We start from the raw sequence: 22,581 nt of genomic DNA, 5'->3' as shown, positions 1-22,581 counted from the left end.
TATTTTTTTATTCACATTAATTTTTCAAGTATGAGAAAGAAAAGTTTGTTAGTGGCTGGACTGGCTATAAGCCTGCTGGCTACAATGAGTATGGGGATGATCTCCTGTAGTAAAGATGATCCGAAACCGGATGTAGTGGAGAATCCGTTAGATGCCGAGGTGTACTATATTATCGGCAAAGTGAGCCAGGGCACGGCTGCCCTCGAAGGAGTGAAGGTCAGTGCCGGAGGCTCTGAAGCGACGACGGCTGCCGACGGTACTTTCCAGCTGGAAGTAACGAAGAAGGGCGACTATTCGGTAGCGTTTGCCAAAGACGGTTATATCTCCGTATCGGCCAATGCGACAATTGCATCCGATGCTGCCAAGCGCAGTAGTGTGGCTGTTCTTCAGGAATTGACAAAGGCGAATGCACCTGTAACGGTGGAACCGGACAAGGAAGCGACCGTCTCGGGTGGCGAAGAGAGCGCAGCCTCCTTGGATATTCCGGCGGGAGCTGTTAAAACGGCGACGGATATCACGGTGACCGAATATGTTGCCGGCGCCCAGAAAGAGGCTACACATGCAAGTTTGTCTACGATCAATTGCCAGCCCGACGGCCTGACTTTTGAAAAGCCGGTAAAGGTTTCCGTTAAGAACCAGACCAGCAGCACGATCTATTTTGCCGATGTAGTCCATTATGTGGAAAAGAGCGGCTCCTGGACAAAAAGCGGCGATGCAGCCTATGACGCGTCTGCCAATGCTTACGTAACAGAGTTGACCAGCTTCTCCAACCACTCGTTCGGCCCGTCTTATACGGCAGCTTCGAAGGGTTCCTCTTCGGAAGATTTGGGTGAGGTGACAATCGACAACTTAGGCAATATGTCTGCAAAGGATGGCGAGATCAAGGCTAAACAGAAAATGGGATGGACCATCGACGGCGACTTGAGCGCATTGCTGAAAGCACAGTTCCCCGCCCTGACATCCGCCGATATCGAAAGCTTAGTTGCCTCTATCAACAGTGCTATCGCTTCGACGAAGGGGGCTTCTGCCGGAATTAGCGAATCGACTGTTTCAATGGGGACAGCCAAGGTGAGCGGCGATACGAAGATGACCGTAAAACTCTCCGCCTCTGTACGGCAGACAACCGGAACATTCAACTTCATGTACCAGGGCAAGCCGGTAAGCTTCAGCGTCCCGGTTAAAACTTACAGCGGAGTGGCTACACAGATAACTTATCAGTATGGTTCAAGCCATACGGACCATTCCGGTGGCACAGGCAAATAACCGGATTAATTCCTCAATGATGATGAAGTATCTGAAGTTGATAATGATGTACATGGCGGTATTGTTTACCGCCTGTACTTCTCCGAAGGAAGTCTTGTACCTGCAGGATGTGGAACCGTACAAACAGCAGGAGATCGAGCAAAAGTACAAGGTGATTATCCATAGCGACGACTTGTTGTCGATCATGGTGAATTGTAAGGAGCCGGAGTTGGCTTTGCCGTTTAACATGCCGATGGTGACTTACCAGTTGGGCACGACGGGGGGCGTCATGAACGGGCAGCAGCGTGTGTTGGGCTATCTGGTGGATGCGAACGGGGATATCGATTTCCCGATCCTCGGAAAGATGCATGTCGAAGGGCTTACGCGTATGCAGCTGACCGACCAGATCAAGGAGAAACTGATTGAAGGCGACCTGATCAAGGACCCGATCGTCACGGTGCAGTTCCTGAACTATAAGATATCGGTGATGGGGGAAGTGGCGCGTCCGGGAAGTTTCAATATTTCGGGAGACCGCATCACGCTGTTGGAAGCGCTCAGTATGGCGGGCGACCTGACCATCTACGGTAAACGTGACCGGGTGGCGGTGATACGCGAGAAAGACGGGAAGCGGACGATCCTCTACCATGACCTCCGTTCGGCCGATCTCTTTAAATCGCCTTGCTATTACTTGCAGCAGAACGATATCGTGTATGTAGAGCCCAATAAGGCGAAAGCGGGACAGAGCGGCATTAACCAGAATAATTCGGTCGGCGTATGGCTGTCCGGTATATCGGTCCTGGCGTCGGTAATCTCATTGATTGTAACACTCTCTAAATAACAAAAGAATTGCATGGAACCTAATCAGGAATTAGAAAACTTACAGCAGCAGGAAGAGAACGAGCTGAACCTGGGAGATATCATTCAGATCGTACGGGCCAACTGGTATTGGTTTGCTTTGTCGGTAGTGGTCTGTATGTCGGCCGCTTTTGTCTATTTGCAATGGGCCCCCAAACAGTACACACGTACCGCATCGGTCCTGATTAAAGACGACACGAAGGGATCGGGGGCAATGAGTGAGGCATCGGCTTTTTCGGACCTGGGAATGTTTAGCATGAAAAGCAGCGTGGATAACGAGGTACTTGTGTTCCAGTCGAGGCAACTGATGCAGAATGTCGTTAAACGCTTGAAGTTGGATATCAGCTATACGCAGAAAAGGGGATTGAGAACTACGGAACTATATACGCAAAGCCCGGTCCATCTGGAGTTTCCGGATGCGGAGCCGAACCAGCAGTTCCGGTTGGTGGCGACGGCGATAGATGAAAGCAAGGTGGCTTTGTCCGATTTTGAAGCGGATTCGGTGGATGTCTCGGATGCCATGACGGTAGCGTTGAACGACACGGTGCAGACGCCTGTCGGCCGCGTGGTGGTGACGCCTACCTTGTTCTATACGACAGCGTATTTCGGGACGCCGGTGCGGGTGACGAAAAGCGACCTCGACGAGACGGTCTTGCATTTCAACCGGATATTGCAGGTGGCGCTTGCCAGCAAGACGGCGACGATCATCAACCTGACTTTGCAGGACGAATCGATCCAGCGGGCGGAAGATATTGTCAATACCTTGATCGCGATCTATAACGAAGATGTGATAAACGATAAGAACCAGATAACGGTCAACACCTCGGATTTCATTAACGACCGTCTGATCATTATCGAAAAGGAGTTGGGGAACGTGGACTCGCATATCGAATCGTTCAAACGGGAAAACCAACTGACGGATATCGTTTCGGAAACAGGCATGTACCTGAAGGAGAGCAGCGAATACAGCCGCGAGGGATTGAGCCTGGAGAACCAGCTGACATTGGCCCGGTATATCCGCAGCTACCTGGTCGACCCGTCGAAAGAGGCGGAATTGATACCGGCCAATACGGGCATATCGGATTCGAACGTCGAGTCGCAGATAGGGGAGTACAACGCCTTGCTGTTGAAACGGGACCGCCTGGTCAGCAGCAGCAGCAACCGAAACCCGGTGGTCATGAGCCTGAACAGCTCGATACAGGCGATGAAACAGACGATTGTCCGTTCGGTGGACAACCTGATTGTAAGCCTGAACATCCAGATAAAGAATGTCCGTAGCAGGGAGGAACAGAACGTTCGCCGTATCTCGGCCGTGCCGGGACAGCAAAAGCAGGTCCTGTCGATCGAGCGGCAACAGAAAATCAAGGAAGAACTTTATCTCTACTTATTGAATAAACGGGAGGAAAACGCGCTCTCGCAGGCGATCACGGAGAGCAATGCGCGTATCATCGACCCGGCATCCGGAAGCAAGAACCCGGTGGCTCCGAAGTCGATGATGGTGATGTTAGCTTCCCTGATATTAGGGTGCATGATCCCGGCCGGCGTCTTCTGGATACGGGCAACGATGGATACGAAGGTGCGTACGCGCAAAGACCTGGAAGGCCGTATGACGATCCCGTTCCTCGGCGAGATCCCGTCACGCGAGAAAAAGGATAAGAATGAGATTGTGGTCCGGGAAGGGGGACGCGACTCCGTATCGGAGGCTTTCCGTATTGTCCGGACAAATATGGACTTCATGCGTGTGAAGGCAAAAGACCTGAAGGTGGTGATGTTCACCTCTTTCAACCCGGGTGCGGGTAAGACGTTTGTTTCGATGAACCTGGCGATGAGTTTTGCCCTGACAAAGAAGAAAGTGGTGTTGGTCGACCTGGATATCCGGAAAGGAACCCTGACTGCGCATACGGCTGGTTCGGGTAAAGGAGTGACGAATTTCCTTTCGGGCAAGGTGACGGATGTGGATGAGATTATCTCGAAAAATGAAATCCATGAAAATTTAGATGTTATCCATACGGGTCCCGTACCGCCCAATCCGGCAGAACTGTTGTTGAGCGACCGTCTGGAAACGCTTATAGCCGGGCTGAAGGAACGGTACGACTATGTGCTTCTGGATAACGTGCCGAGCGGGGTAGTGGCGGATGCGGCTATTGTCAACCGGGTAGCAGACCTGACGATCTATGTGATTCGCGCCGGCTTGTTCGACCGCCGCCAGTTGCCGGATCTGGAGCGCATGTACAGGCAGGAGAAACTGCGTAACCTGTGTGTCATATTGAACGGTGTCAATTATAAACGTACCGGTTACGGATATGGCTATGGTTACGGGTATGGATATGGTTACGGCTACGGGAATAAGGAATAGGAATGTTTTCATTTTTTAGCCGGAAGAAAAATATCCTTCAGACCGGATTATTGGAAGGGATGGCGGATGTGCACTGCCATCTTCTTCCCGGTGTGGACGACGGTGTACAGACGGAAGAGGAGGCGATGGCCGCTTTTCGCGCCTTGTCCGATATGGGAGTGGCTTCTTTTTACCTGACTCCCCATGTGATGGAAGATCTGCCCATGAACAACCGCTCTTTCCTGTCGGAAAAGTTCGCAATGTTGCAGGAGATGCTTCCTCCGGGCATTCAGGTGAAGTTGGCGGCGGAGTATATGCTGGATGCGGGGTTTGCTTCCCATCAGAAAGACGGGTATCTAACGATGGGTGACGAGAGGCTGGTGCTGGTCGAGACTTCTTACCTGTCGGCTCCCCCGGAGTTGGACGGGATGTTGTATGACTTGACTGTGAGCGGATATACGCCTCTTATCGCACATCCTGAACGGTATATCTATATGGAGCACGAGAAGTACGTATCGCTGAAAGAGCGCGGGTATAAGTTCCAGTTGAATATCCTGTCACTGGCAGGTTTCTATGGGAAGCAGGCTCTTGATAAGTCCCGCTATCTGTTGAAGAACGGCTTCTATGATTTTGCCGGTTCCGATTTTCATAATCTGGAAAAGTATCAGCGGGGATTGGCGCATCTGTCTCTCTCCGGCTCCGAACAGGAAGCGTTAAGGATATTACTGAAAAATAATGACGTAATTTTTTTTCATAAGTAATCTTTGCTTTTTTAAGCAAGGTTTTAATAGTGAGTTTTGGGAAAGGGGGGCCGTGAGGTTCCCCTTTCTGTTTGACTCAAATGGCTACTGTCAGCGCGTCTCTTTCAACGCGTCTTCCAGGCTGATCCCTAAGGCGTCGGCAACACCTTTGCCGTAGGCGGGGTCGGCTTTGTAGCAGTTGCGGACGTGACGTTGTTGGATGAACAGTTCGGCTCCTCCTATCTGGCGGGCCGTGTTCTCGAACAACAGCTGTTGTTCGTCGGCAGGCATCAGGCGGAACAGGTCGCCGGGCTGGCTGTAGTAGTCGTCATCGTATTCACGTTCGTTGTAGTTGTAGATGGCGCCGTTGGCGGGGTAGGGCGGTTCCTTGTTCTCGGGAGAGTCCTTCCATTCGCCGTAGCTGTTGGGTTCGTATCCTTTGGTTGCCCCGTAGTTGCCGTCTACACGCATGGCTCCGTCGCGGTGATAGGCGTGGAACGGGCAGCGCGGCTTGTTTACCGGGATTTGTTCGGAGTTTACGCCCAAGCGGTAACGTTGTGCGTCACCGTAGGAGAAAAGGCGTCCCTGGAGCATCTTGTCGGGCGAGAAGCCGATGCCGTCGACGATGTTGATCGGGTTGAAAGCGGCTTGTTCCACTTCGGCGAAGTAGTTTTCCGGGTTACGGTTCAACTCGAGGATACCTACGTCCTGCAGCGGGAAGTCTCCGTGCGGCCAGACCTTTGTCAGGTCGAAGGGGTTGATACGGTAGTTGTCCGCCTGCTCGGTCGTCATCAGCTGGATTTGGAATTTCCATTTCGGGAAGTCACCTTTCTCGATGCTTTCGAACAGGTCGCGCTGGTGAGACTCGCGGTCTTTGGCAATGATCGCCTCCGCTTCCTGGTCGGTCAGGTTCTTGATGCCCTGCATGGTTCTTAGGTGGAACTTCACCCAGATACGTTCGTTGTCGGCATTGATGAAGCTGTACGTATGGCTCCCGAATCCATGCATGTGGCGGTAGGAATAAGGGATGCCGCGCGGGCTCATGGTGATAGTGATCTGGTGCAACGCTTCGGGAAGCAGTGTCCAGAAGTCCCAGTTGTTGTTGGCACTGCGCATGTTCGTCTTCGGATCACGTTTGATGGCGTGGTTAAGGTCGGGGAACTTCAACGGATCGCGCAGGAAGAATACCGGCGTGTTGTTTCCCACCAAGTCCCAGTTGCCCTCTTCCGTATAGAACTTCATGGCGAAGCCGCGTATGTCACGCTCGGCGTCGGCAGCTCCACGTTCTCCGGCTACGGTCGAGAAGCGGACAAAGCAGTCTGTCTTCTTGCCTACCTCGCTGAAGATGGCGGCTTTCGTGTAGCGGGTGATATCGTGTGTGACGGTAAAAGTGCCGTACGCACCCGAACCTTTGGCATGCATACGGCGTTCGGGGATTACTTCCCGGTCGAAGTGTGCGAGTTTTTCGATCAGCCAGGGATCTTGCAATAAGACCTGGCCGCGCGGACCTACTGTCTGCGTGTTCTGATTGTCTGCCACGGGACGCCCGTTGGCAGCAGTTAGTTTCTTGTCATTCATACTGATTTTTTTATTAGTCCGTATTCTTTCAGCTTCACTTTATCCTTTAAAATAAAACTGCCTGTCTACAGATATTGTTTTTGACTGTGGTGTAAAAGTAAGATGTTCTTAAACACTTGTCAAATAGGTAATTTCAATACCTGGATAGACTTTTTTTATTTCCGGCTGAACCTGTCCAGCACCTTTTCCTGGAAATCTTGCATCAGCTCATAGAAGCTCGGGATGAACATCGTTGCAAAAATGGTGTTGACCGCCATACCGAATACGACGGCTGCACCTAATGACAGGCGGCTTCCCGCTCCGGCTCCCGTAGCGAATAGCAGAGGCATGACACCCAGCACGAAGGCGAATGAGGTCATCAGGATCGGGCGCAGGCGGACGTGGCCGGCTTCGAGGGCCGATTCACGTATCGGATTGCCGGCTTTATGGTAGTCGCGGGCGAACTCGACGATCAGGATACCGTTCTTGGCCGAGAGGGCGATCAGGAGGATGATACCGATCTGCGTATAGATACTGACCGGGACACCCATCACGAAACAGCCCAGGATCGCACCCAACAGGGCGATCGGCAGTCCTAAAATGGCGGCAATCGGGCTTGTCCAGCTTTCATACTGGGCGGAAAGGACCAGGAAGGCGACCAACAGCGCCATGGCAAAGACGAGCATCGTCGTAGAACCGGCTTTCGTCTCCTGGTAGGCGACGGAGGTCCATTCGTATCCGAAATTATCACCCAACTGTTCCTGTACCAGCTCTTCCATGGCCTGTATCGCTTCACCGGAGCTGTATTCCGGGTTGGCGATGCAGGTGATGGACGCGGACTTATACATATTATAGAGGTTGATCTGGTCCAGCCCCAACTGGTCTTTCACTTCGGTGAAAGCAGAGAAGGGAACCATTTTTCCCGCATTGTTCTCGAGGCTCAGGTGCATGACATCGTCTATGACCTTCTGTGCCTCTCCGTTAGCCTCGATCTTGACCTGGTAGATGCGTCCGAACTCAACGAAGTCGTTGACGTAGGCGGCTCCCATGTAGTAGCTCAACGTGGAGAATACTTGGTTGAGTTGGAGTCCTGACAGCTGCACCTTGTCGCGGTCGATCTCCAGTTTATACTGAGGGACGTTCGCCTGGTACATGCTCGAGAGGCTGAGCAACTGCGGCTTGCTGCGGTAGATCTGCTGGAGGGTCTCGATGGCATGTTGCATCTCTGTCGGACCGAGGTTCTTACGGTCTTCCAATTGCAGCTGCAAACCACCCGAAGCACCTAATCCGGGGATGGCAGGGGGAACCATTGCGAATATCTGGGCTTCCTCGATACCATAGGCTTCGCGGTTGAAGCGGTTGACGACGGCCGAGGCTGTATGCGCCTTGCCTTTCCGCTCGTCCCAGTTCTTCAGGATCACAAAATAGGTACCGGCATTGGAGAGTTCGCCGCCGCCCATAATGGAGAAACCGTTTACCCCGATATAGGTCTTGACCTCCGGGTAGCTGTTGAGTATCTTGTCTATCTTTTTTCCGACCGCTTCCGTACGGTTCAGGCTGGCAGCCGGAGGGAGCTGGGCGGATACAAGGAAGTAGCCGTCGTCCTCTTCAGGGATGAAGGTGGTCGGCCAGCGCATAAACATGACGATAGCCACGGCGGTTATGACACCGAACACTAACATGGTGACAACCGGATGTTTCAGCATACGGCCGACAATGTCGTCATAGAGACTCTGCGTCTTGCCGAAAACCTTGTTGAATGCTTTGAACACAAAGAACTTCGGCTCTTTGTTGGCTTGCAGGAACAGGGCGCAGAGGGCGGGCGTAAGCGTCAGCGAGTTGAATCCACTCAGGACGGTGGCTGCTGCAATGGTCAGTGCGAATTGTTTGTACAGCTGTCCGGAGATGCCGCCAATGAAAGTGGTCGGGATAAACACCGCCAGCAGAACTAACACGACACCGACAATCGGGCCGACGATTTCCCCCATGGCCTCCGTTACCGCCTCGCGTGCGGTGTATTTACCCGTGTCCATCAGGCGCGATGAGTTTTCCACCACCACGATCGCGTCGTCCACCACAATCGCTATTGCAAGGATCAGCCCGAACAGTGTCAGCGTATTGATCGAAAATCCCAATGCAGACATCACCGCCAACGTTCCGATCAGGGAGACGGGAATGGTGATACAGGGGATGATGACCGCCCGGAAGTTTTGCAGGAAAAGGAAGATCACGAGAATCACAAGCGCGGTCGTTTCGAGGAAGGTGACGAGCACCTCGTCGATGGAAGCGTTGATGACCTGTGTCGTGTCCAAGGTTACATCATAGGTGACGTCCTCCGGCAGGTTGGCGGCCAGCTGTTTCATCTTGTCGCGCACCCCTTTGGCCACTTCGAGCGAGTTGGAGCCGGGTAGCTGGTAGATGGCGATGGCTGCACTCGAATGGCCTTTCAGGCTGGAGGTGACATTGTAGGAAGAGCTGCCCAGTTCGATGTGGGCGACGTCTTTCAGCCGTAGGATCTTGCCACCCTCTTCGGTGCGGAGGATGATGTTGCCGAACTCTTCCGGTGTCGTGAGGCGTCCTTTTACGGTCAGCGTGTATTGGAAGGGGTTGTCCGCTTTGGCGATCGGTTGCCCGACATAGCCGGCGGAGACCTGTGTGTTCTGTGTCGAGATGGCCTGGAAGATCATATCGGGAGTCAGGTTCCGGATACGCATGGCGTCAGGGTCGAGCCAGACGCGCATGCTGTAGCTGCCTGCACCCATGACACTGACAGAGCCTACACCCGGCAGGCGGGTCAGTTCGTCGGTCATGTTGAGGTTTGCGTAGTTGCTCAGGTAAAGCCCGTTGTAGATGGGATTCTTGGAGCTTAAAGTCAGCATCATGACGATGTTCGACGATTGTTTCTTAGTCGTGATGCCCTGTACGATCACCGCCTCCGGCAAGCTGCTTTGTGCGATGCTGACACGGTTTTGCACCATGACGGTTGCCATGTCGATGTCTGTCCCGACGGCAAACGTGATGGTCAGCGAATAGGCTCCCGAGCTGGATGAATTGGAACTCATGTACAGCATGCCGTCCACACCGTTCACCTGCTGTTCGATGGGCAGCCCGACAGTCTGTGCGACTGTTTCCGCATCCGCACCCGGATAGACGGCCGAGACTTGTACGGTAGGCGGTGTGATCTCCGGATATTGTGCGATCGGCAATATATGTAGCGTGACCAATCCGGCTACCACCAGGATGAGGGCGAGGACGGTAGCGAATATGGGTCTGTTGATGAAGAATTTTACCATAGCTTTTTATTTTATAGGCTTAATACTCATACCGTCCCTTACTTTCAGCAGGGCTGTTGTCACATAGCGTTCATCCGGACGGATACCGCTGACGATCTGCCGGAGCGTGTCGTTAACCAACTGTCCGGCTTCGATGTGGCGATAGCGTACGATGTTCGAGTCGTTGACGATATACAGGAATTTCCCTAACTGGTCGGTACCGATGGAGGCGTCGCGCACCAGGATGGCATCTTTCTGTTCGCTGTAAGGCAGTGTGATGGTGACGTAGAGACCACTCTTCAGTTCGCCGTCTTCGTTCTTCAGGTTGGCACGGACGTTCAGTGTCCCGGTCGAGAGGTCGATATTGGGGGAGAGGTAGTCCAGTGTGCCGGTGTAGGTCTGGCGTCCGTCCTGTCCGGCGCGTATGGTGACATGGGTCGGCATCTTGATACTGGGATCGTTCTGTGCGGCAATCAGCTTCATGCGCATGAACTGGTTGTCTTCGATGTTGAAGTTGGCATACATCAGGTCGTCTTTATATAAGGTGGCCAGTGTGACGGGTTGGACGGCTCCGTTGATATAGTTGCCTACGTCATAGCTTGCCCGTGTGACGCGTCCGTCGTAAGGAGCCCGTATGAAGCAATAGCCCAGGTTGGTCCGGGCCGTTTTCAGGGCGGCTTCGGCGTTACGTACGGAGGCTTCCATCTCGGCGGCTGTCGATTGTGCCTGCAAGACCTGTATCTGGCTGACGGCACCGCTTTTGGCGGCCTCTTTCATGCGTTCGTAGTTGCTTCGGGCATAATCCACCTGGGCTTTTGCCGTGTTGAGGGCGGCTTCCGCCTGTGTGACATTATTCTGGTAGACCTCCGGTTCGATCACGAATATCAGGTCGCCTTTCTTCACTTTGGCTCCCGGCACAAGCTCGGACGATTGCAGGTATCCGTTTACACGTGCAACAAGGTTGACCATCCTGTCCGAACTCAGATAGCCCGGATAATCCTTCGTCAAGGTTATATCTTTTACAACCGGCATCGCCACGCTGATCGAAGGCGCCGGCGTTTCCGTCTGCTGTTTCTTCTCCTTGCAGCCTGCCAGCATCACCACCGCCAGCCCCACAATCCCTATTCTAAAATACGTCTTCATCTTCTTATTTTTTAATTTTTAATTTTCAATTCCCCAACCTCCCCCTAACGCCTGATAAAGCTGTATCAGGCTAAGGAGGGAAGATCCTTTCGCCTGTGTCAACTCGTTTTCGTAGGAAAGGAGGGAGCGTTGGGCGTCCAGTACGTTCTGGAAAGGAGTCAATCCCTGTTTGTATAGGTCGAGGGAGAGTTCCAGGGTTTGCTTTCCCTGGTTGACCACTTCCCGGAGGGCGACGATCTGCCGGATCGAGTTTTTGTAGGTGTTCATCGCATTGTCTACTTCCTGGACGGCTGTCAGCACATCCTGGTTGAACTGTCGGATCGACTCGTCGAGTTGGGCTTTGGCAAGCCGTGTGGCCTGTGCCAGTTTGCCTCCCTGGAAGAAGCTCCAGGAGATAGATGGGGCGATCTCGTACGTGAGGCTGTTGTGGTTCGCCAGTTTATCCAAATCGTGCGATGCGAACCCTACCGAACCGTTTACAAATACCTTTGGCCACCAATCGGATTTGGATGCTCCGAGGGAGGCAGCCTGTGCATTCACCAGCCGTTCGGCTGACCGGATATCCGGACGGCGGAGCAGCAGGTTGGCCGGAATGCCGATACCGACCATCTCGACATACTCCGGCAACGGTTTCTGTGTCTCCATGATCTTACGGGCATCCTGAGGGTAGAGTCCCATCAATACGCCTAATGCGTTTGTGTATTGGATAATCCCGGCTTCCAGCATCGGAAGGGAGGCTTTCGTGTCGTAGTAGACGGATAGGGCCTGTGCTACGTCGAGCTTGGAGACAAGCCCTGTCTCATACCGTTTTTCCGTGATCTTGACGACGGCAAGTTGTGATTGGCAGTTCTTTTTCACAACCTCCACTTCCTGTTGCAGTTCCCGCAGGTTGATGTAGGCGGAGGCTACCTGTGCACAGAGGGACACCATCACGGCATTATAGTCCTCTTTCGAGGCGGCGAAGTTTTCCTTCTGTGCCTTTACACGGTTACGGATGCTGCCGAATACGTCGATCTCCCAATTCATCGAGAGGGTGGCATCGCTGTATTGGGTTGTTGTTCGCGGCAGGCTGCCGGTGTTGCCGCTGGTTTGCTGGCGGGTCCAGCCTGCCGAAAGCCCGAGGGTGGGCGAGTAGCTGCCTTGTTGGATGCGCAGATTTGCTTTAGCCATTGCAATGCGATCTGCCGCCATCAGTACGGAGTAGTTTTGCCGGACGGCCACTTCGATCAGCGAATCCAGTACGGGGTCGTTGAAGTTCTTCCACCACTGGTCGTCTACCGGTAATGTCTGTTGGAAATTACTGTCGTCTTCCTGCCACGCCTCCGGCAATGCGTGATCCAGGTATTTGTGTTCCCCTTGTGCCTGTACCATTACAGGCAAAATTAGGGAGAGCACAGCATAACACCATGTACGTATGTGCATAACTTTTTTGTTTAGATTTAGCCATTAAAGAACAGACTTCTGGTAGAATTGTTTGTCTCTTTTTATTTCTTTCTGTTTATTTTAGCCTCCCTTCCTTCCTTGTCGGGTCGTTTAATACTGGCAAGTAGTGAGCAATAACGGGTAAACACCGGTCTTCTATTGCATGTTACGGTTGTATTCTTTGCATGTCACAACTGTCTTCCTTCTATGTTACAGTTGGATTTCTTTTGTTTTACAGCTGTGACATGAATAGCGGGTAGGTATGGAGGGGGCACACATTCCGCATCGTTCATTCTATCTGCCGGGTCATTCATTCCTTTACGGCACCATACCCTCATGAAGTACTGCAATACTATTTCGTTTTGTATCTTTGCCCATGAATTAAATGAAATTCGAATGGGAAAGAAAGAAGAATATAAGGAACAGAATTTGCTGTTTATGGATGAGATGGCCGGACAGGCGGGAGTTATGAAACTTCCTTGCGGCGTGTTATATAAAGAAATAGAGAAAGGCTCCGGTATGGTTTCGCCGGGGTTGAGTGATGTAGTTTCCGTCCATTATCGCGGCACGTTGATTAACGGACGTGAGTTCGACAACTCTTGGAAACGAGGATATCCGGAGGCTTTCCGGCTGAACCAGGTGATCGAAGGCTGGCAGGAAGCCCTTCGGCACATGCATGTAGGGGACCGTTGGATGATCTATATTCCTTATACGCTTGGATACGGCACACGTGCATCCGGTCCGATCCCCGGTTTCTCTACGCTGGTCTTTGAAGTGGAGCTGCTGGGCATTGCCTGATCAGGCGCTCCGTACCGTCTTTTTCAATCTGCGGTAGACATAGATGAACGCCGGAACCAGAAACAGGTCGGCTGCGACCCAAGCTGTCGGGTCACCGAAGCAGACGGCAAGGAACCCGAATACCGGTACGGCAAGAACACTGACTAATGCCCGCGCTATCATCTCGGACACGCCGGAGAGCATGGCGAGATTGGTGTAGCCCGCCCCTTGTATGGTGTAGCGCAGGATACAGAGCAATCCTAAAATCGGGAAGAAATAACAGGAGGCATGGAGGAACAAGACTGTGTTTTCCAGTATTTCCGTCTCCGAAGTATCCACGAACAGCAGGGAAATCTTGTCGGAAGCCCACATTAATATGATGAAAGTAACCACGGCATAGAGCATCATCATCAGGGAGCTGGCTTTGATACCCTGCCAGATACGTTCCGGCTTACCCGCCCCGTAGTTTTGTCCTGCATAGGTCGCCATCGCAATACCCAGGCTTTCAAAAGGACAGATAAAGAACATCTTGATTCGCATAGCGGCGGTAAAGGCGGCTACACAGGCGGTTCCCAGTGCGTTGTTGGCACTTTGCAGCATGATACTGCCGATAGCCGTAATCGAGAATTGGAGCCCCATCGGGACGCCTATATACAGTAAGTTCTTAGCCAATGGCAGGCGGAATTTACGATCTTCGGGAGTCCCTCTTAGAATCGGGAAATGCCGGTACATATAGAAGTAACACAGCAAGGCCGATACGCCTTGTGACACAACGGTTGCGATTCCCGCACCCAACACGCCCCATCCCAGTACGAGGATACAGAAGAGGTCGAGCACGATATTCAATACGGTCGAGAAAAGAAGGAACCAGAATGGCGTTTTGCTGTCTCCAAGTGCACGTATGATACTCGATAGCAGGTTGTAGAAGAACGTACAAGGTACTCCGATAAACGTCACCAACAGGTAAAGATAGGCTCCGCGGAAAATATTGTCCGGCGTCCGCATATTACGCAGAATATCCGCGCAGTAGATACTTGTCAGGATCGCAATGACGACAGACATCAGGGTTGCCAGTTGCAGGCTGACCGCCACATAACGCCTCATTGTCTTGTAATCCCTCGCCCCGAACTTCTGTGCAACCGGAATCCCGAACCCGCAACAACACCCGTTACAGAATCCCAGTATCAGGAACACGACCGACGTACTTGCCCCGATTGCAGCCAGGTCGTTAATCCCTAAGAATTTTCCAACGATAGCGGCATCGACAAGCGAATAGGTTTGTTGCAATATATTTCCAAGCAACAGCGGGAAGGTAAAATTGAGAATAAGCGGAAGGGGAGCTCCCGCCGTCATTTCTTTAGTAGTAGTTGCCATAAATTTGATCCCTAAACAATTTGGATGCAAATATAGAGAAAAGGTGGAAATGTTGTTCTGATAAGTGTATTTTTTAGTTTTATAAGAAGAAAAAGGTTTCAATGCCGGAATATAGAATATATGACGATAGAATCCAAAAATATCAGTACATTTGCGGAGAATAATTTATAAACGTAAAAACAAATAAACATGGAAAACACAAACTCTGCTTCAAAAGGGTATTTATTCCCTTTGGTTGTAATTGGCGTACTGTTCTTTATGATCGGCTTCGCTTTAGGTATTAACGGATTGATTATTCCGTTCCTGCGTACGGCATTGGATTTGACTACCGCTGAATCCTATCTGGTTCTGGCCGCTACTTTCTCTACATTTGTTATCTTCGGTTATCCCTGCGGGCTTATTATCAAGGCGATTGGGTATAAGAAGACGATGATTCTTTCGTTCCTGTTTTTTGCAATTGGTTTGTATCTGTTTATCCCGTCTGCCGAGAACCAGAGTTTTGCCATGTTCCTGTTGGCTTCGTTCGTAAGCGGTATCGGTAATACGATGTTGCAGGCGGCTGTAAATCCCTATATTACAATCCTCGGACCGCTGGAAAGCGCTGCTACCCGTATGAGCATGATGGGGATTGCCAATAAGGCGGCTTGGGCGATCGCCCCTATTTTCCTGGGCGTATTCCTGAATCTGGGCGATGTGCAGTTGGATGACATTAAGTTGCCGTTCTACTTTATCTCCGGTATTTTTGTCTTGTTGGGCGTTTTGGTTGCTTTTGTCCCGCTGCCCGAAGTGAAAGCGGAAGGGGAGGATGAGAGTGATGAGGAAGCTTCTTCTTCCTATGCCTCCACGAAGACAAGTATCTGGCAGTTCCCGCACCTGCTGTTAGGTCTGGTGTCTTTGCTGTGTTATGTAGGCGTTGAGACGTTGGCAATGGCAAGTATCGTGGATTATGCTAAATCGATCGGTCTGGCCGACCCGCAGATATATACTTCTTATACGGTGATCGGTATGGTGGCCGGTTATCTGGTCGGCGTATTCTTTATTCCGAAATATCTCTCACAGGAAAGGGCTATGTTTATCTGTGCTATTATCGGTGTGATAAGTTCTTTGCTGGTCGTATTCCTTCCGGTTCATATATCTATCTGGTTCGTCGCCCTGTTGGGGCTTGCCAACTCGTTGATGTGGCCGGCTTTGTGGCCGCTTGCCATGAAAGACTTGGGCAAATTCACCAAGACGGGTTCTTCGCTGTTGGTGATGGCTATCGTGGGTGGCGCTATCTTCCCGTTACTGTTCGGTTGGTTGGCTGATGTGTTCGGCGACTTGCAACAGGCTTACTGGATCTGCTTCCCGGCTTATCTGATGATTTTCTATTACGCGTTGAGCGGGCATAAGATTCGGGTTTGACCTGATAATAAAATATAGAGAAGGGGATGTGTCAAAAGTCCTATTTATAGCGTCTGTGTCCTGGCGGGCTTGACCCGCCATCTCATACTAATTATTGTAAATCAGTTTAGTATGAGGTTGCGGGTCAAGCCCGCAATGACACGCTAAAGCGTTAGAACTTACTTTTGACACATCCCCTTTTTGTGTCGGTCAGGATGTCTTGGATGGATGTCCCGGTCAGCCTGCTTTCGATCCAAGCTGTAAAATCGAATGTTTTAAGGAGTTGTTTTTCATATTTGTCTTGTCGGATTAGTGTGATCTCTTTCCGGTATTGCTGCCAAAGTTTTTCCCTGTCTTTTTTATAGACGGGCAACGGATGGGCCATCAGGAAACGGAACAGGAGTTTTTCGGTTCTGTATGTTTGTTTCTCGTAGCGGATATTGCGTTTGATGGAGTTGATTTCGTTTGCAAAAAAGTCATAATTGCCCGATTCCGCCTGTATCAGCAGATTGACAAGACGGGCTGTTTTATAAGAGGGCAATGTGTGGAATGATTTGCCGGAGCCGAATATCTTTTTCATGCTCTTACGGGCTTTTGCCGGTTCTCCCAGGCAAAGATGGAGGATGGCGGAATAAAGGGCCAGCCGCAATTGTGTTTCCGGTCCCGCTGTCGTTGCTTTTTTTGATACGAGTTCGTTGTTCTCCGCTGCAAGATCTGAAGCCACTTCGAATTGTCCTGTATTGAGCAAGCTTGAGAGTCTATACAAATAGAGGCGGGCTTGCACTTCTATCAGAAATTCCGACGGGTAGTCGCCTGTGCTGATCTCTTCGAGTTTGGACAGGAAGAAAGGCATTTCCTGATATAATCCGGCGACGTGCAGGCTGTCCAGTACTCCTTCGATGGCGCTGAGATAGTAGATCGGCGGGTTGAGAATCAGATGGCGGTTGGCTTCAAACAGGGTGATCAATTCCTGATAGAAGCGGATGGCGGATTTGTAGTTTCCCGTGTTCAGGTAATAGGTTGCCTGGAACAGCAAGTGAAGCTTGCGGGCCTCGAATCCCTGGTAGGAATGGTTGGCAACCAGGTTTAGTTCACTTAAAACAAGATCGTTCAGGTCTTCTTTCTGCTTGTCGGAACGGGCATATCCTTTGTAAGTGATGCGGTGTTTCAGAATGTCATATAATTGCAGGTGGAGGTTGGTGTTGCGGGCGTATTTCATCACGTCGTTAATCTGCATCTGTTTATTTACCAACTCTTTCTCACTGATACCTTCAAAGCCGAGCGCACTCATATATTTTAGCTCCGTACGGCGGATCAACAGAAGCAGCGGGTCGTTTTCATACGTGACAGCCAGCTTCCGGGCCTTATCTAATTCGTCAAACGCATTGTCGAATAGTTCGCGTTCAAACAAGATACCGGCTTTGGTGATGTAATTGAAAATGGCTGTCTGTATATCCTGCTTTTCACGCAATTGCACAAGGCTGTCCAACAATACCTGGTAGAGATGTTTGGCTGCCATCTCGAAGCTTTTTTCATTTACTTCGTCGCAGAATTTCTCGAATATCTGGTCGGGAGAGAAGCCTTCACATATCAGATCATACAGGATCATATAGTTCTTATCCCCGTTTTGCAGATTGGAGCAGAGCCGGATATACCGTTTTTCCGCTTTGGAGAGCGATTGGATCAGTAGAATGATCTGGTTGAGTTTTGTGGCTTGTTTCATGAACTTATCTGCTTGTATATGAGTTTTATTCTTGCAAACTTCTTTTGCAAAAGTAAGATTTGGGTTTATCTTTACAAAAGAATTATGCAGAAAAAGAGAAAAGATATACGATTATATTTGTAACGCTTCATTGTGGACAATTATATTTAATACGAGATACAGGCATGGATACAACACAGTCAATCAGGCAACAGATCCTGGTGGTCGGTAGCAGCAATACCGATATGGTCATAAAAGCCGCCCATCTGCCCCGGCCGGGTGAGACGATTTTAGGCGGAACCTTCTTCATGAATCCCGGTGGGAAAGGGGCAAACCAGGCAGTTGCCATTGCACGCCTGGGTGGTCCGGTTACTTTTATCTGCAAGACCGGAAGTGATATATTCGGCCATCAGTCGCAACAGCTTTTCGAGGAGGAGGGTATCTATACTTCTTATATATTTTCAGATTCCGAGCATCCTTCCGGTGTGGCGCTGATCACGGTGGATGAAAAGGCCGAAAATTGTATTGTCGTTGCCTCCGGTGCGAATGCCAACCTGATGCCCTCCGATTTGGCCAGGGCGGAGGAGGCCATCGAGCAGGCCGATCTGGTTTTGATGCAGTTGGAGATTCCGATGGAGACAGTCTGTTATGTCGCCGATCTGGCTTGGGAGAAGGGAAAGAAGGTGATCCTGAATCCGGCTCCCGCTCATCCGTTATCAGCTGAGTTGCTTCGCCGTTTATATCTGATCACACCGAATGAGACGGAAGCGGAAATGATTTCCGGCGTGAAGATAACAGACGACTCCTCCGCCTGTGAAGCCGCCCGTGTCCTTTCCGGGATGGGAGTGCAGAACGTGATCATTACACTCGGATCGAAAGGAGCGCTTATCTACTGTGACGGAAAGTCTGAGATTGTCCCGGCCTGGAAAGTGGAGGCTGTCGATACGACGGCAGCCGGTGATGTGTTTAACGGAGCCCTGACCGTAGCCCTTTCCGAGGGGCGCGACCTGAAGGATGCTGCCCGTTTTGCTTGTAAAGCTTCGGCTATATCGGTGACACGTGTAGGGGCGCAATCATCGGCACCTTATCGGAATGAAGTGGATATTTTCGGTTAATATAAATCTTATTTGTTATTATGAAAAAGGCAATATTACAAATGCTGGCTGTTGTTTTGATAGGGGGAGCAACCTCTTGTTCGCAGCAACCGGCCGGACAAAAAACGGCAACTCTTCCCGAAACATTTACAATCAGCCGGGAAAAATTATTGGATAAGATAAAAGGCGGTTGGGCCGGACAAACGATCGGTTGTACCTATGGCGGACCGACAGAGTTCAGGTATAACGGGACGATGATCCAGGAGTATGTCCCGATTCCCTGGACGGATGGGTATATCAAGTGGTGGTATGAGAACTCGCCCGGGTTGTATGACGATGTTTATATGGACCTGACGTTTGTCGATGTCTTCGACCGCTTGGGGCTGGATGCTCCGGTCGATTCGTTTGCAATGGCTTTTGCAACAGCCGGCTATCCTCTCTGGCATGCGAACCAGTCGGCCCGTTATAATATTCTGCAGGGAATCATGCCGCCCGCTTCCGGGCATTGGTTGAATAATCCTCATGCAGACGATCTGGATTACCAGATAGAGGCGGACTATTCCGGTCTGATGTCGCCGGGAATGCCGAATGCGGCTTCCGAAATATCCGACAAGATCGGACATATCATGAATTATGGGGACGGATGGTATGGCGGCGTATATGTCGGTGCTATGTATTCGCTTGCCTTCGTGTCGGACGATATCGGATTTATTGTAACGGAAGCCTTGAAAACAATACCGGAACAAAGCCGTTACTACCAATGCATGAGCGATGTGATCCGTTGGCATGCAGAATTTCCGGACGATTGGAAACGTACCTGGTTTGAATGCGAAAAGAAATGGAGTGAGGATATCGGTTGTCCGGATGGTGTCTTTGTCCCGTTTAATATTGATGCTGTTATAAACAGTGCTTATATCCTGATCGGGCTGTTGTATGGCGAGGGCGATTTCTTCAAGACAATGGATATTGCTACCCGTTGCGGCCAGGATTCGGACTGTAATCCTGCTTCGGCAGCCGGTATCTTAGGAACTGTCTTGGGCTATAGCGGGATTCCGGAATACTGGTTGAAGAATCTCAAGGAGGTGGAGGATATGGATTTTGCCTATACGGATATATCGCTGAACCGGACTTATGAGATGTCATTCAAGCAGGCCTTGCAGATGATCGAACGGAACGGTGGAACGGTGGGGGAAAAAGAGGTCACGATTGCTTGTCAATCGCCTGTTCCGGTGCGTTATGAGAAAGCGTTTGAAGGATTATTTCCCCAAAATCTCATTCGTGTGAATAGAAATATAACCGATGTCGGGGAGATTGTGCTCGACGGAACAGGAATCGTCTTCAAAGGATATGTACGGGCTGCCGATGAGCGTTATGTTGCCCGCGTCGAAATGTATATGGACGGCGAATGTGTCGAAACGGCTAATCTGCCTGCCGCTTCCAGAACCCGCAGAAATGATTTGTTCTGGAAATATCAGATTCCCAAAGGAAAGCATATCTTTACATTCAAATGGCTGAATCCGGCACCGGATGCTTCCGTTCATTTTAATGAGGCATTGGTCTATTCTGATGCGCCTCTTCAAGTTGTTCATCAATAAATTATAATACCATGAAGAAATCAATTCTTTTTATCTGTTTGGCCGCACTATTGGCTGCCTGTACCGGTAAGCCGGCGGCAACAACCGCAGAAGAGCCGGCTGCACAACCTGTCAACCTGATACTGGATACCGACCTGGGACCGGATTATGACGATGTAGGGGCAATGGCCCTGATGCATGCGCTGGCCGATAGCGGGCAGGTGAATATTCTGGCGACTGTTTCTTCCAATAAGGATGAGAATGTCGTGCCTTGTATCGAAGTGTTGAATACCTATTTCAAGCGGCCGGATATTCCTGTCGGAGCTCCGAAAAGTGAAGGGGGCGCCTCCTTGACTACCTGGCATAAGGTTAAATGGACGGAAGCACTTCCCGCCAACTATCCGCATAAGACAGCTAAAACATCGGATGCTCCCGACGCGGTGAAGGTGTACCGCCGGATTTTGAGTGCACAGCCCGATAACAGTGTCGTGGTTTGTACGATCGGCTTTTTCACAAACCTGAAAGATCTTTTGCTCTCGCAGGGTGACGAATACAGTCCTCTTACCGGTCGCGAGTTGGTGGCCAAGAAGGTGAAACGCTTGGTTTCGATGGCTGGTTTCTTTCCGGAAGGGAAAGAGTTTAATGTTTATTGTGATGTCCCGGCTTCCCGTGTAGTGGCGGAACAGTGGCCTGTGGAAATCGTATTCAGTGGCTTTGAGATTGGAAACGCGATCCTTACCGGAAAGAAGTTAGTACGGATGAATGTGGAGAACAGCCCGGTGAAAGATGCCTATTCCCTCTGTTTTGCCGAGGGTGATCCGGACGGGCGGATGAGTTGGGACCTTACGGCTGTATTGGTTGCTATCAAAGGATATGAACCTTACTATAACGTAGAGCGTGGAACTTTCCGTGTCGTGGACGATGAAGGAACGAATAGCTGGACACTGGACGAGAGAGGCAGGGACCTTCGTCTGATAGAGAAAGTACCGCCGACGGAAATGGCGGCTTTGATCGAGAATTACATGATGCATCAACCTGTTTCAAAATAAGAATATTATGTTTATAGTACAAGATTATTCGTTGGCGATCCTGTTCTGCGTTGTAACAATGCTCTGTTGGGGATCGTGGGGAAATACACAGAAGCTGGCTTCCAGAACGTGGCGGTATGAGTTCTTTTACTGGGATTATGTGATCGGAGTTTTACTCTTTTCCATATTGTCCGCCTTTACGTTAGGAAGCATCGGCACTGAAGGACAGAGCTTCCTGTCCAATCTGGCACAGGCCGATATGGGCTCGTTGGGAAGCGCTTTCCTGGGGGGTATCGTTTTTAATGCTGCCAATATCCTCTTGTCGGCGGCCATTGCGATCTGCGGGATGTCGGTCGCTTTCCCGGTAGGGATCGGGTTGGCATTAGTGTTGGGCGTATTGGTCAACTACTTCGGGGCGGCTAAAGGTGAACCGATGTATATCTTTATCGGTGTGGCATTGATCACTGTTGCCATCCTCCTGAACGGGCTGGCCTATAAAAAAGCATTGGTCGGCTCGAAGAAGGTTTCCGGAAAGGGTATCTTCATTTCTGTTGCCGCAGGTGTAATCATGGCTTTCTTCTACCGTTTCGTTGCCGCTTCGATGGACCTGGGGAATTTTGCCAATCCGGCTCCGGGCAAGCTGACTCCCTATACGGCTGTATTTATCTTCTCCCTGGGTGTGTTTATCAGTAATTTCCTGTTCAATACGATAGCGATGAAACGTCCGGTGGAAGGAGCTCCGGTATCCATCTCCGGTTATTTCAAAGGAAATGCCAAAACGCATCTTGTCGGTATGTTGGGCGGTGTAATCTGGTGTATCGGCCAGTCTTTCAGTATGATCGCATCCGAAAAGGCAGGAGCTGCCATCTCTTACGGTTTAGGACAGGGGGCAACCTTAGTCTCTGCTTTGTGGGGGATTTTGATCTGGCATGAGTTTAAGGGAGCTCCGCGTTCGTCGGACTATCTGAATGCCGGAATGTTTGTCCTGTTTGTGATCGGTTTGGGATTTTTGATCTATGCCGGAGCATAATAATATCCCGTTTTTACCTTCCCGATAGTTATTTATCGGGAAAAAGCCTTACATTT

General features: G+C 50.8%; 16 protein-coding genes. 10 read left to right on the top strand and 6 right to left on the bottom strand.

Annotated elements, in window-relative coordinates; all coding sequences use genetic code 11:
- The first annotated feature begins 30 nt into the window (after nucleotides 1-30).
- From DWW90_RS14930 to DWW90_RS14915, 4 genes are read left to right on the top strand one after another with little or no spacing between them, the layout of a single operon-like run.
- Entirely contained in the window at nucleotides 31-1,263 is a 1,233-nt protein-coding gene (locus tag DWW90_RS14930) for a TonB-dependent receptor (RefSeq protein WP_122345533.1), read from the top strand.
- 16 nt (nucleotides 1,264-1,279) lie between these two features.
- The gene (locus DWW90_RS14925) at nucleotides 1,280-2,080 is read left to right on the top strand and encodes a polysaccharide biosynthesis/export family protein (protein ID WP_122345541.1); all 801 of its coding nucleotides are present in this window, start codon (nucleotides 1,280-1,282) and stop codon (nucleotides 2,078-2,080) included.
- Nucleotides 2,081-2,092: 12 nt separating this feature from the next.
- A complete protein-coding gene (locus DWW90_RS14920; RefSeq protein ID WP_122345532.1) occupies nucleotides 2,093-4,453 on the top strand; it encodes a polysaccharide biosynthesis tyrosine autokinase in 2,361 nt (786 codons plus the stop codon).
- Between the two features lie 2 nt (nucleotides 4,454-4,455).
- On the top strand, nucleotides 4,456-5,193 hold the full coding sequence (locus DWW90_RS14915; protein ID WP_122345531.1) for a tyrosine-protein phosphatase: 738 nt from the start codon (nucleotides 4,456-4,458) through the stop codon (nucleotides 5,191-5,193).
- A 90-nt stretch (nucleotides 5,194-5,283) separates the two neighbouring features.
- Here DWW90_RS14915 and DWW90_RS14910 read toward each other — a convergent pair whose 3' ends face one another.
- The 4 genes from DWW90_RS14910 to DWW90_RS14895 all read right to left on the bottom strand — a co-directional run bounded on the left by DWW90_RS14910 (nucleotide 5,284) and on the right by DWW90_RS14895 (nucleotide 12,566).
- The gene (locus DWW90_RS14910; protein WP_122345530.1) at nucleotides 5,284-6,750 is read right to left on the bottom strand and encodes a catalase; all 1,467 of its coding nucleotides are present in this window, start codon (nucleotides 6,748-6,750) and stop codon (nucleotides 5,284-5,286) included.
- 155 nt (nucleotides 6,751-6,905) lie between these two features.
- Nucleotides 6,906-10,022, bottom strand: coding sequence for an efflux RND transporter permease subunit (locus tag DWW90_RS14905; protein ID WP_122345529.1), 3,117 nt, complete (start codon nucleotides 10,020-10,022; stop codon nucleotides 6,906-6,908).
- 6 nt (nucleotides 10,023-10,028) lie between these two features.
- Entirely contained in the window at nucleotides 10,029-11,144 is a 1,116-nt protein-coding gene (locus tag DWW90_RS14900) for an efflux RND transporter periplasmic adaptor subunit (protein WP_122345528.1), read from the bottom strand.
- A gap of 18 nt (nucleotides 11,145-11,162) precedes the next feature.
- A complete protein-coding gene (locus DWW90_RS14895) occupies nucleotides 11,163-12,566 on the bottom strand; it encodes an efflux transporter outer membrane subunit (RefSeq protein WP_122345527.1) in 1,404 nt (467 codons plus the stop codon).
- Between the two features lie 396 nt (nucleotides 12,567-12,962).
- Between DWW90_RS14895 and DWW90_RS14890 the strand changes: the two genes are divergently transcribed.
- A complete protein-coding gene (locus DWW90_RS14890; RefSeq protein ID WP_115498763.1) occupies nucleotides 12,963-13,364 on the top strand; it encodes an FKBP-type peptidyl-prolyl cis-trans isomerase in 402 nt (133 codons plus the stop codon).
- Here the strand turns inward: DWW90_RS14890 and DWW90_RS14885 are convergent, their stop codons facing one another.
- Nucleotides 13,365-14,717, bottom strand: a complete 1,353-nt coding sequence (locus DWW90_RS14885) for an MATE family efflux transporter (RefSeq protein ID WP_122345526.1) — start codon at nucleotides 14,715-14,717, stop codon at nucleotides 13,365-13,367.
- A gap of 189 nt (nucleotides 14,718-14,906) precedes the next feature.
- Between DWW90_RS14885 and gluP the strand changes: the two genes are divergently transcribed.
- Nucleotides 14,907-16,118 carry a glucose/galactose MFS transporter gene (gluP, locus tag DWW90_RS14880; protein ID WP_122345525.1) on the top strand — a complete coding sequence of 404 codons (1,212 nt, stop codon included), beginning with the start codon at nucleotides 14,907-14,909 and terminating at the stop codon, nucleotides 16,116-16,118.
- A gap of 151 nt (nucleotides 16,119-16,269) precedes the next feature.
- On the opposite strand, the gene DWW90_RS14875 is transcribed toward gluP, so the two are convergent.
- Complete coding sequence (locus tag DWW90_RS14875) at nucleotides 16,270-17,820, bottom strand: hypothetical protein (protein WP_122345524.1); 1,551 nt, start codon at nucleotides 17,818-17,820, stop codon at nucleotides 16,270-16,272.
- Between the two features lie 164 nt (nucleotides 17,821-17,984).
- On the opposite strand from DWW90_RS14875, the gene rbsK reads away from it, so the two are divergent.
- The 4 genes from rbsK to DWW90_RS14855 are packed head-to-tail and all read left to right on the top strand — an operon-like array spanning nucleotide 17,985 to nucleotide 22,525.
- Entirely contained in the window at nucleotides 17,985-18,914 is a 930-nt protein-coding gene (rbsK, locus tag DWW90_RS14870; RefSeq protein WP_122345523.1) for a ribokinase, read from the top strand.
- A 20-nt stretch (nucleotides 18,915-18,934) separates the two neighbouring features.
- Nucleotides 18,935-20,488: an ADP-ribosylglycohydrolase family protein gene (locus DWW90_RS14865; RefSeq protein ID WP_122345522.1), complete on the top strand. Its 1,554-nt coding sequence runs from the start codon at nucleotides 18,935-18,937 to the stop codon at nucleotides 20,486-20,488.
- Between the two features lie 11 nt (nucleotides 20,489-20,499).
- Nucleotides 20,500-21,516, top strand: a complete 1,017-nt coding sequence (locus DWW90_RS14860) for a nucleoside hydrolase (RefSeq protein ID WP_122345521.1) — start codon at nucleotides 20,500-20,502, stop codon at nucleotides 21,514-21,516.
- A 7-nt stretch (nucleotides 21,517-21,523) separates the two neighbouring features.
- Complete coding sequence (locus tag DWW90_RS14855; protein ID WP_122345520.1) at nucleotides 21,524-22,525, top strand: GRP family sugar transporter; 1,002 nt, start codon at nucleotides 21,524-21,526, stop codon at nucleotides 22,523-22,525.
- Nucleotides 22,526-22,581: the final 56 nt, after the last annotated feature.

Source organism: Parabacteroides sp. AF17-28 (genome assembly GCF_003479205.1).
GTDB classification, from domain to species: Bacteria; Bacteroidota; Bacteroidia; order Bacteroidales; family Tannerellaceae; genus Parabacteroides; species Parabacteroides acidifaciens.
The sequence above is the reverse complement of the archived record's forward strand: the minus strand, read 5'-3'. Positions and strand labels throughout refer to the sequence as shown.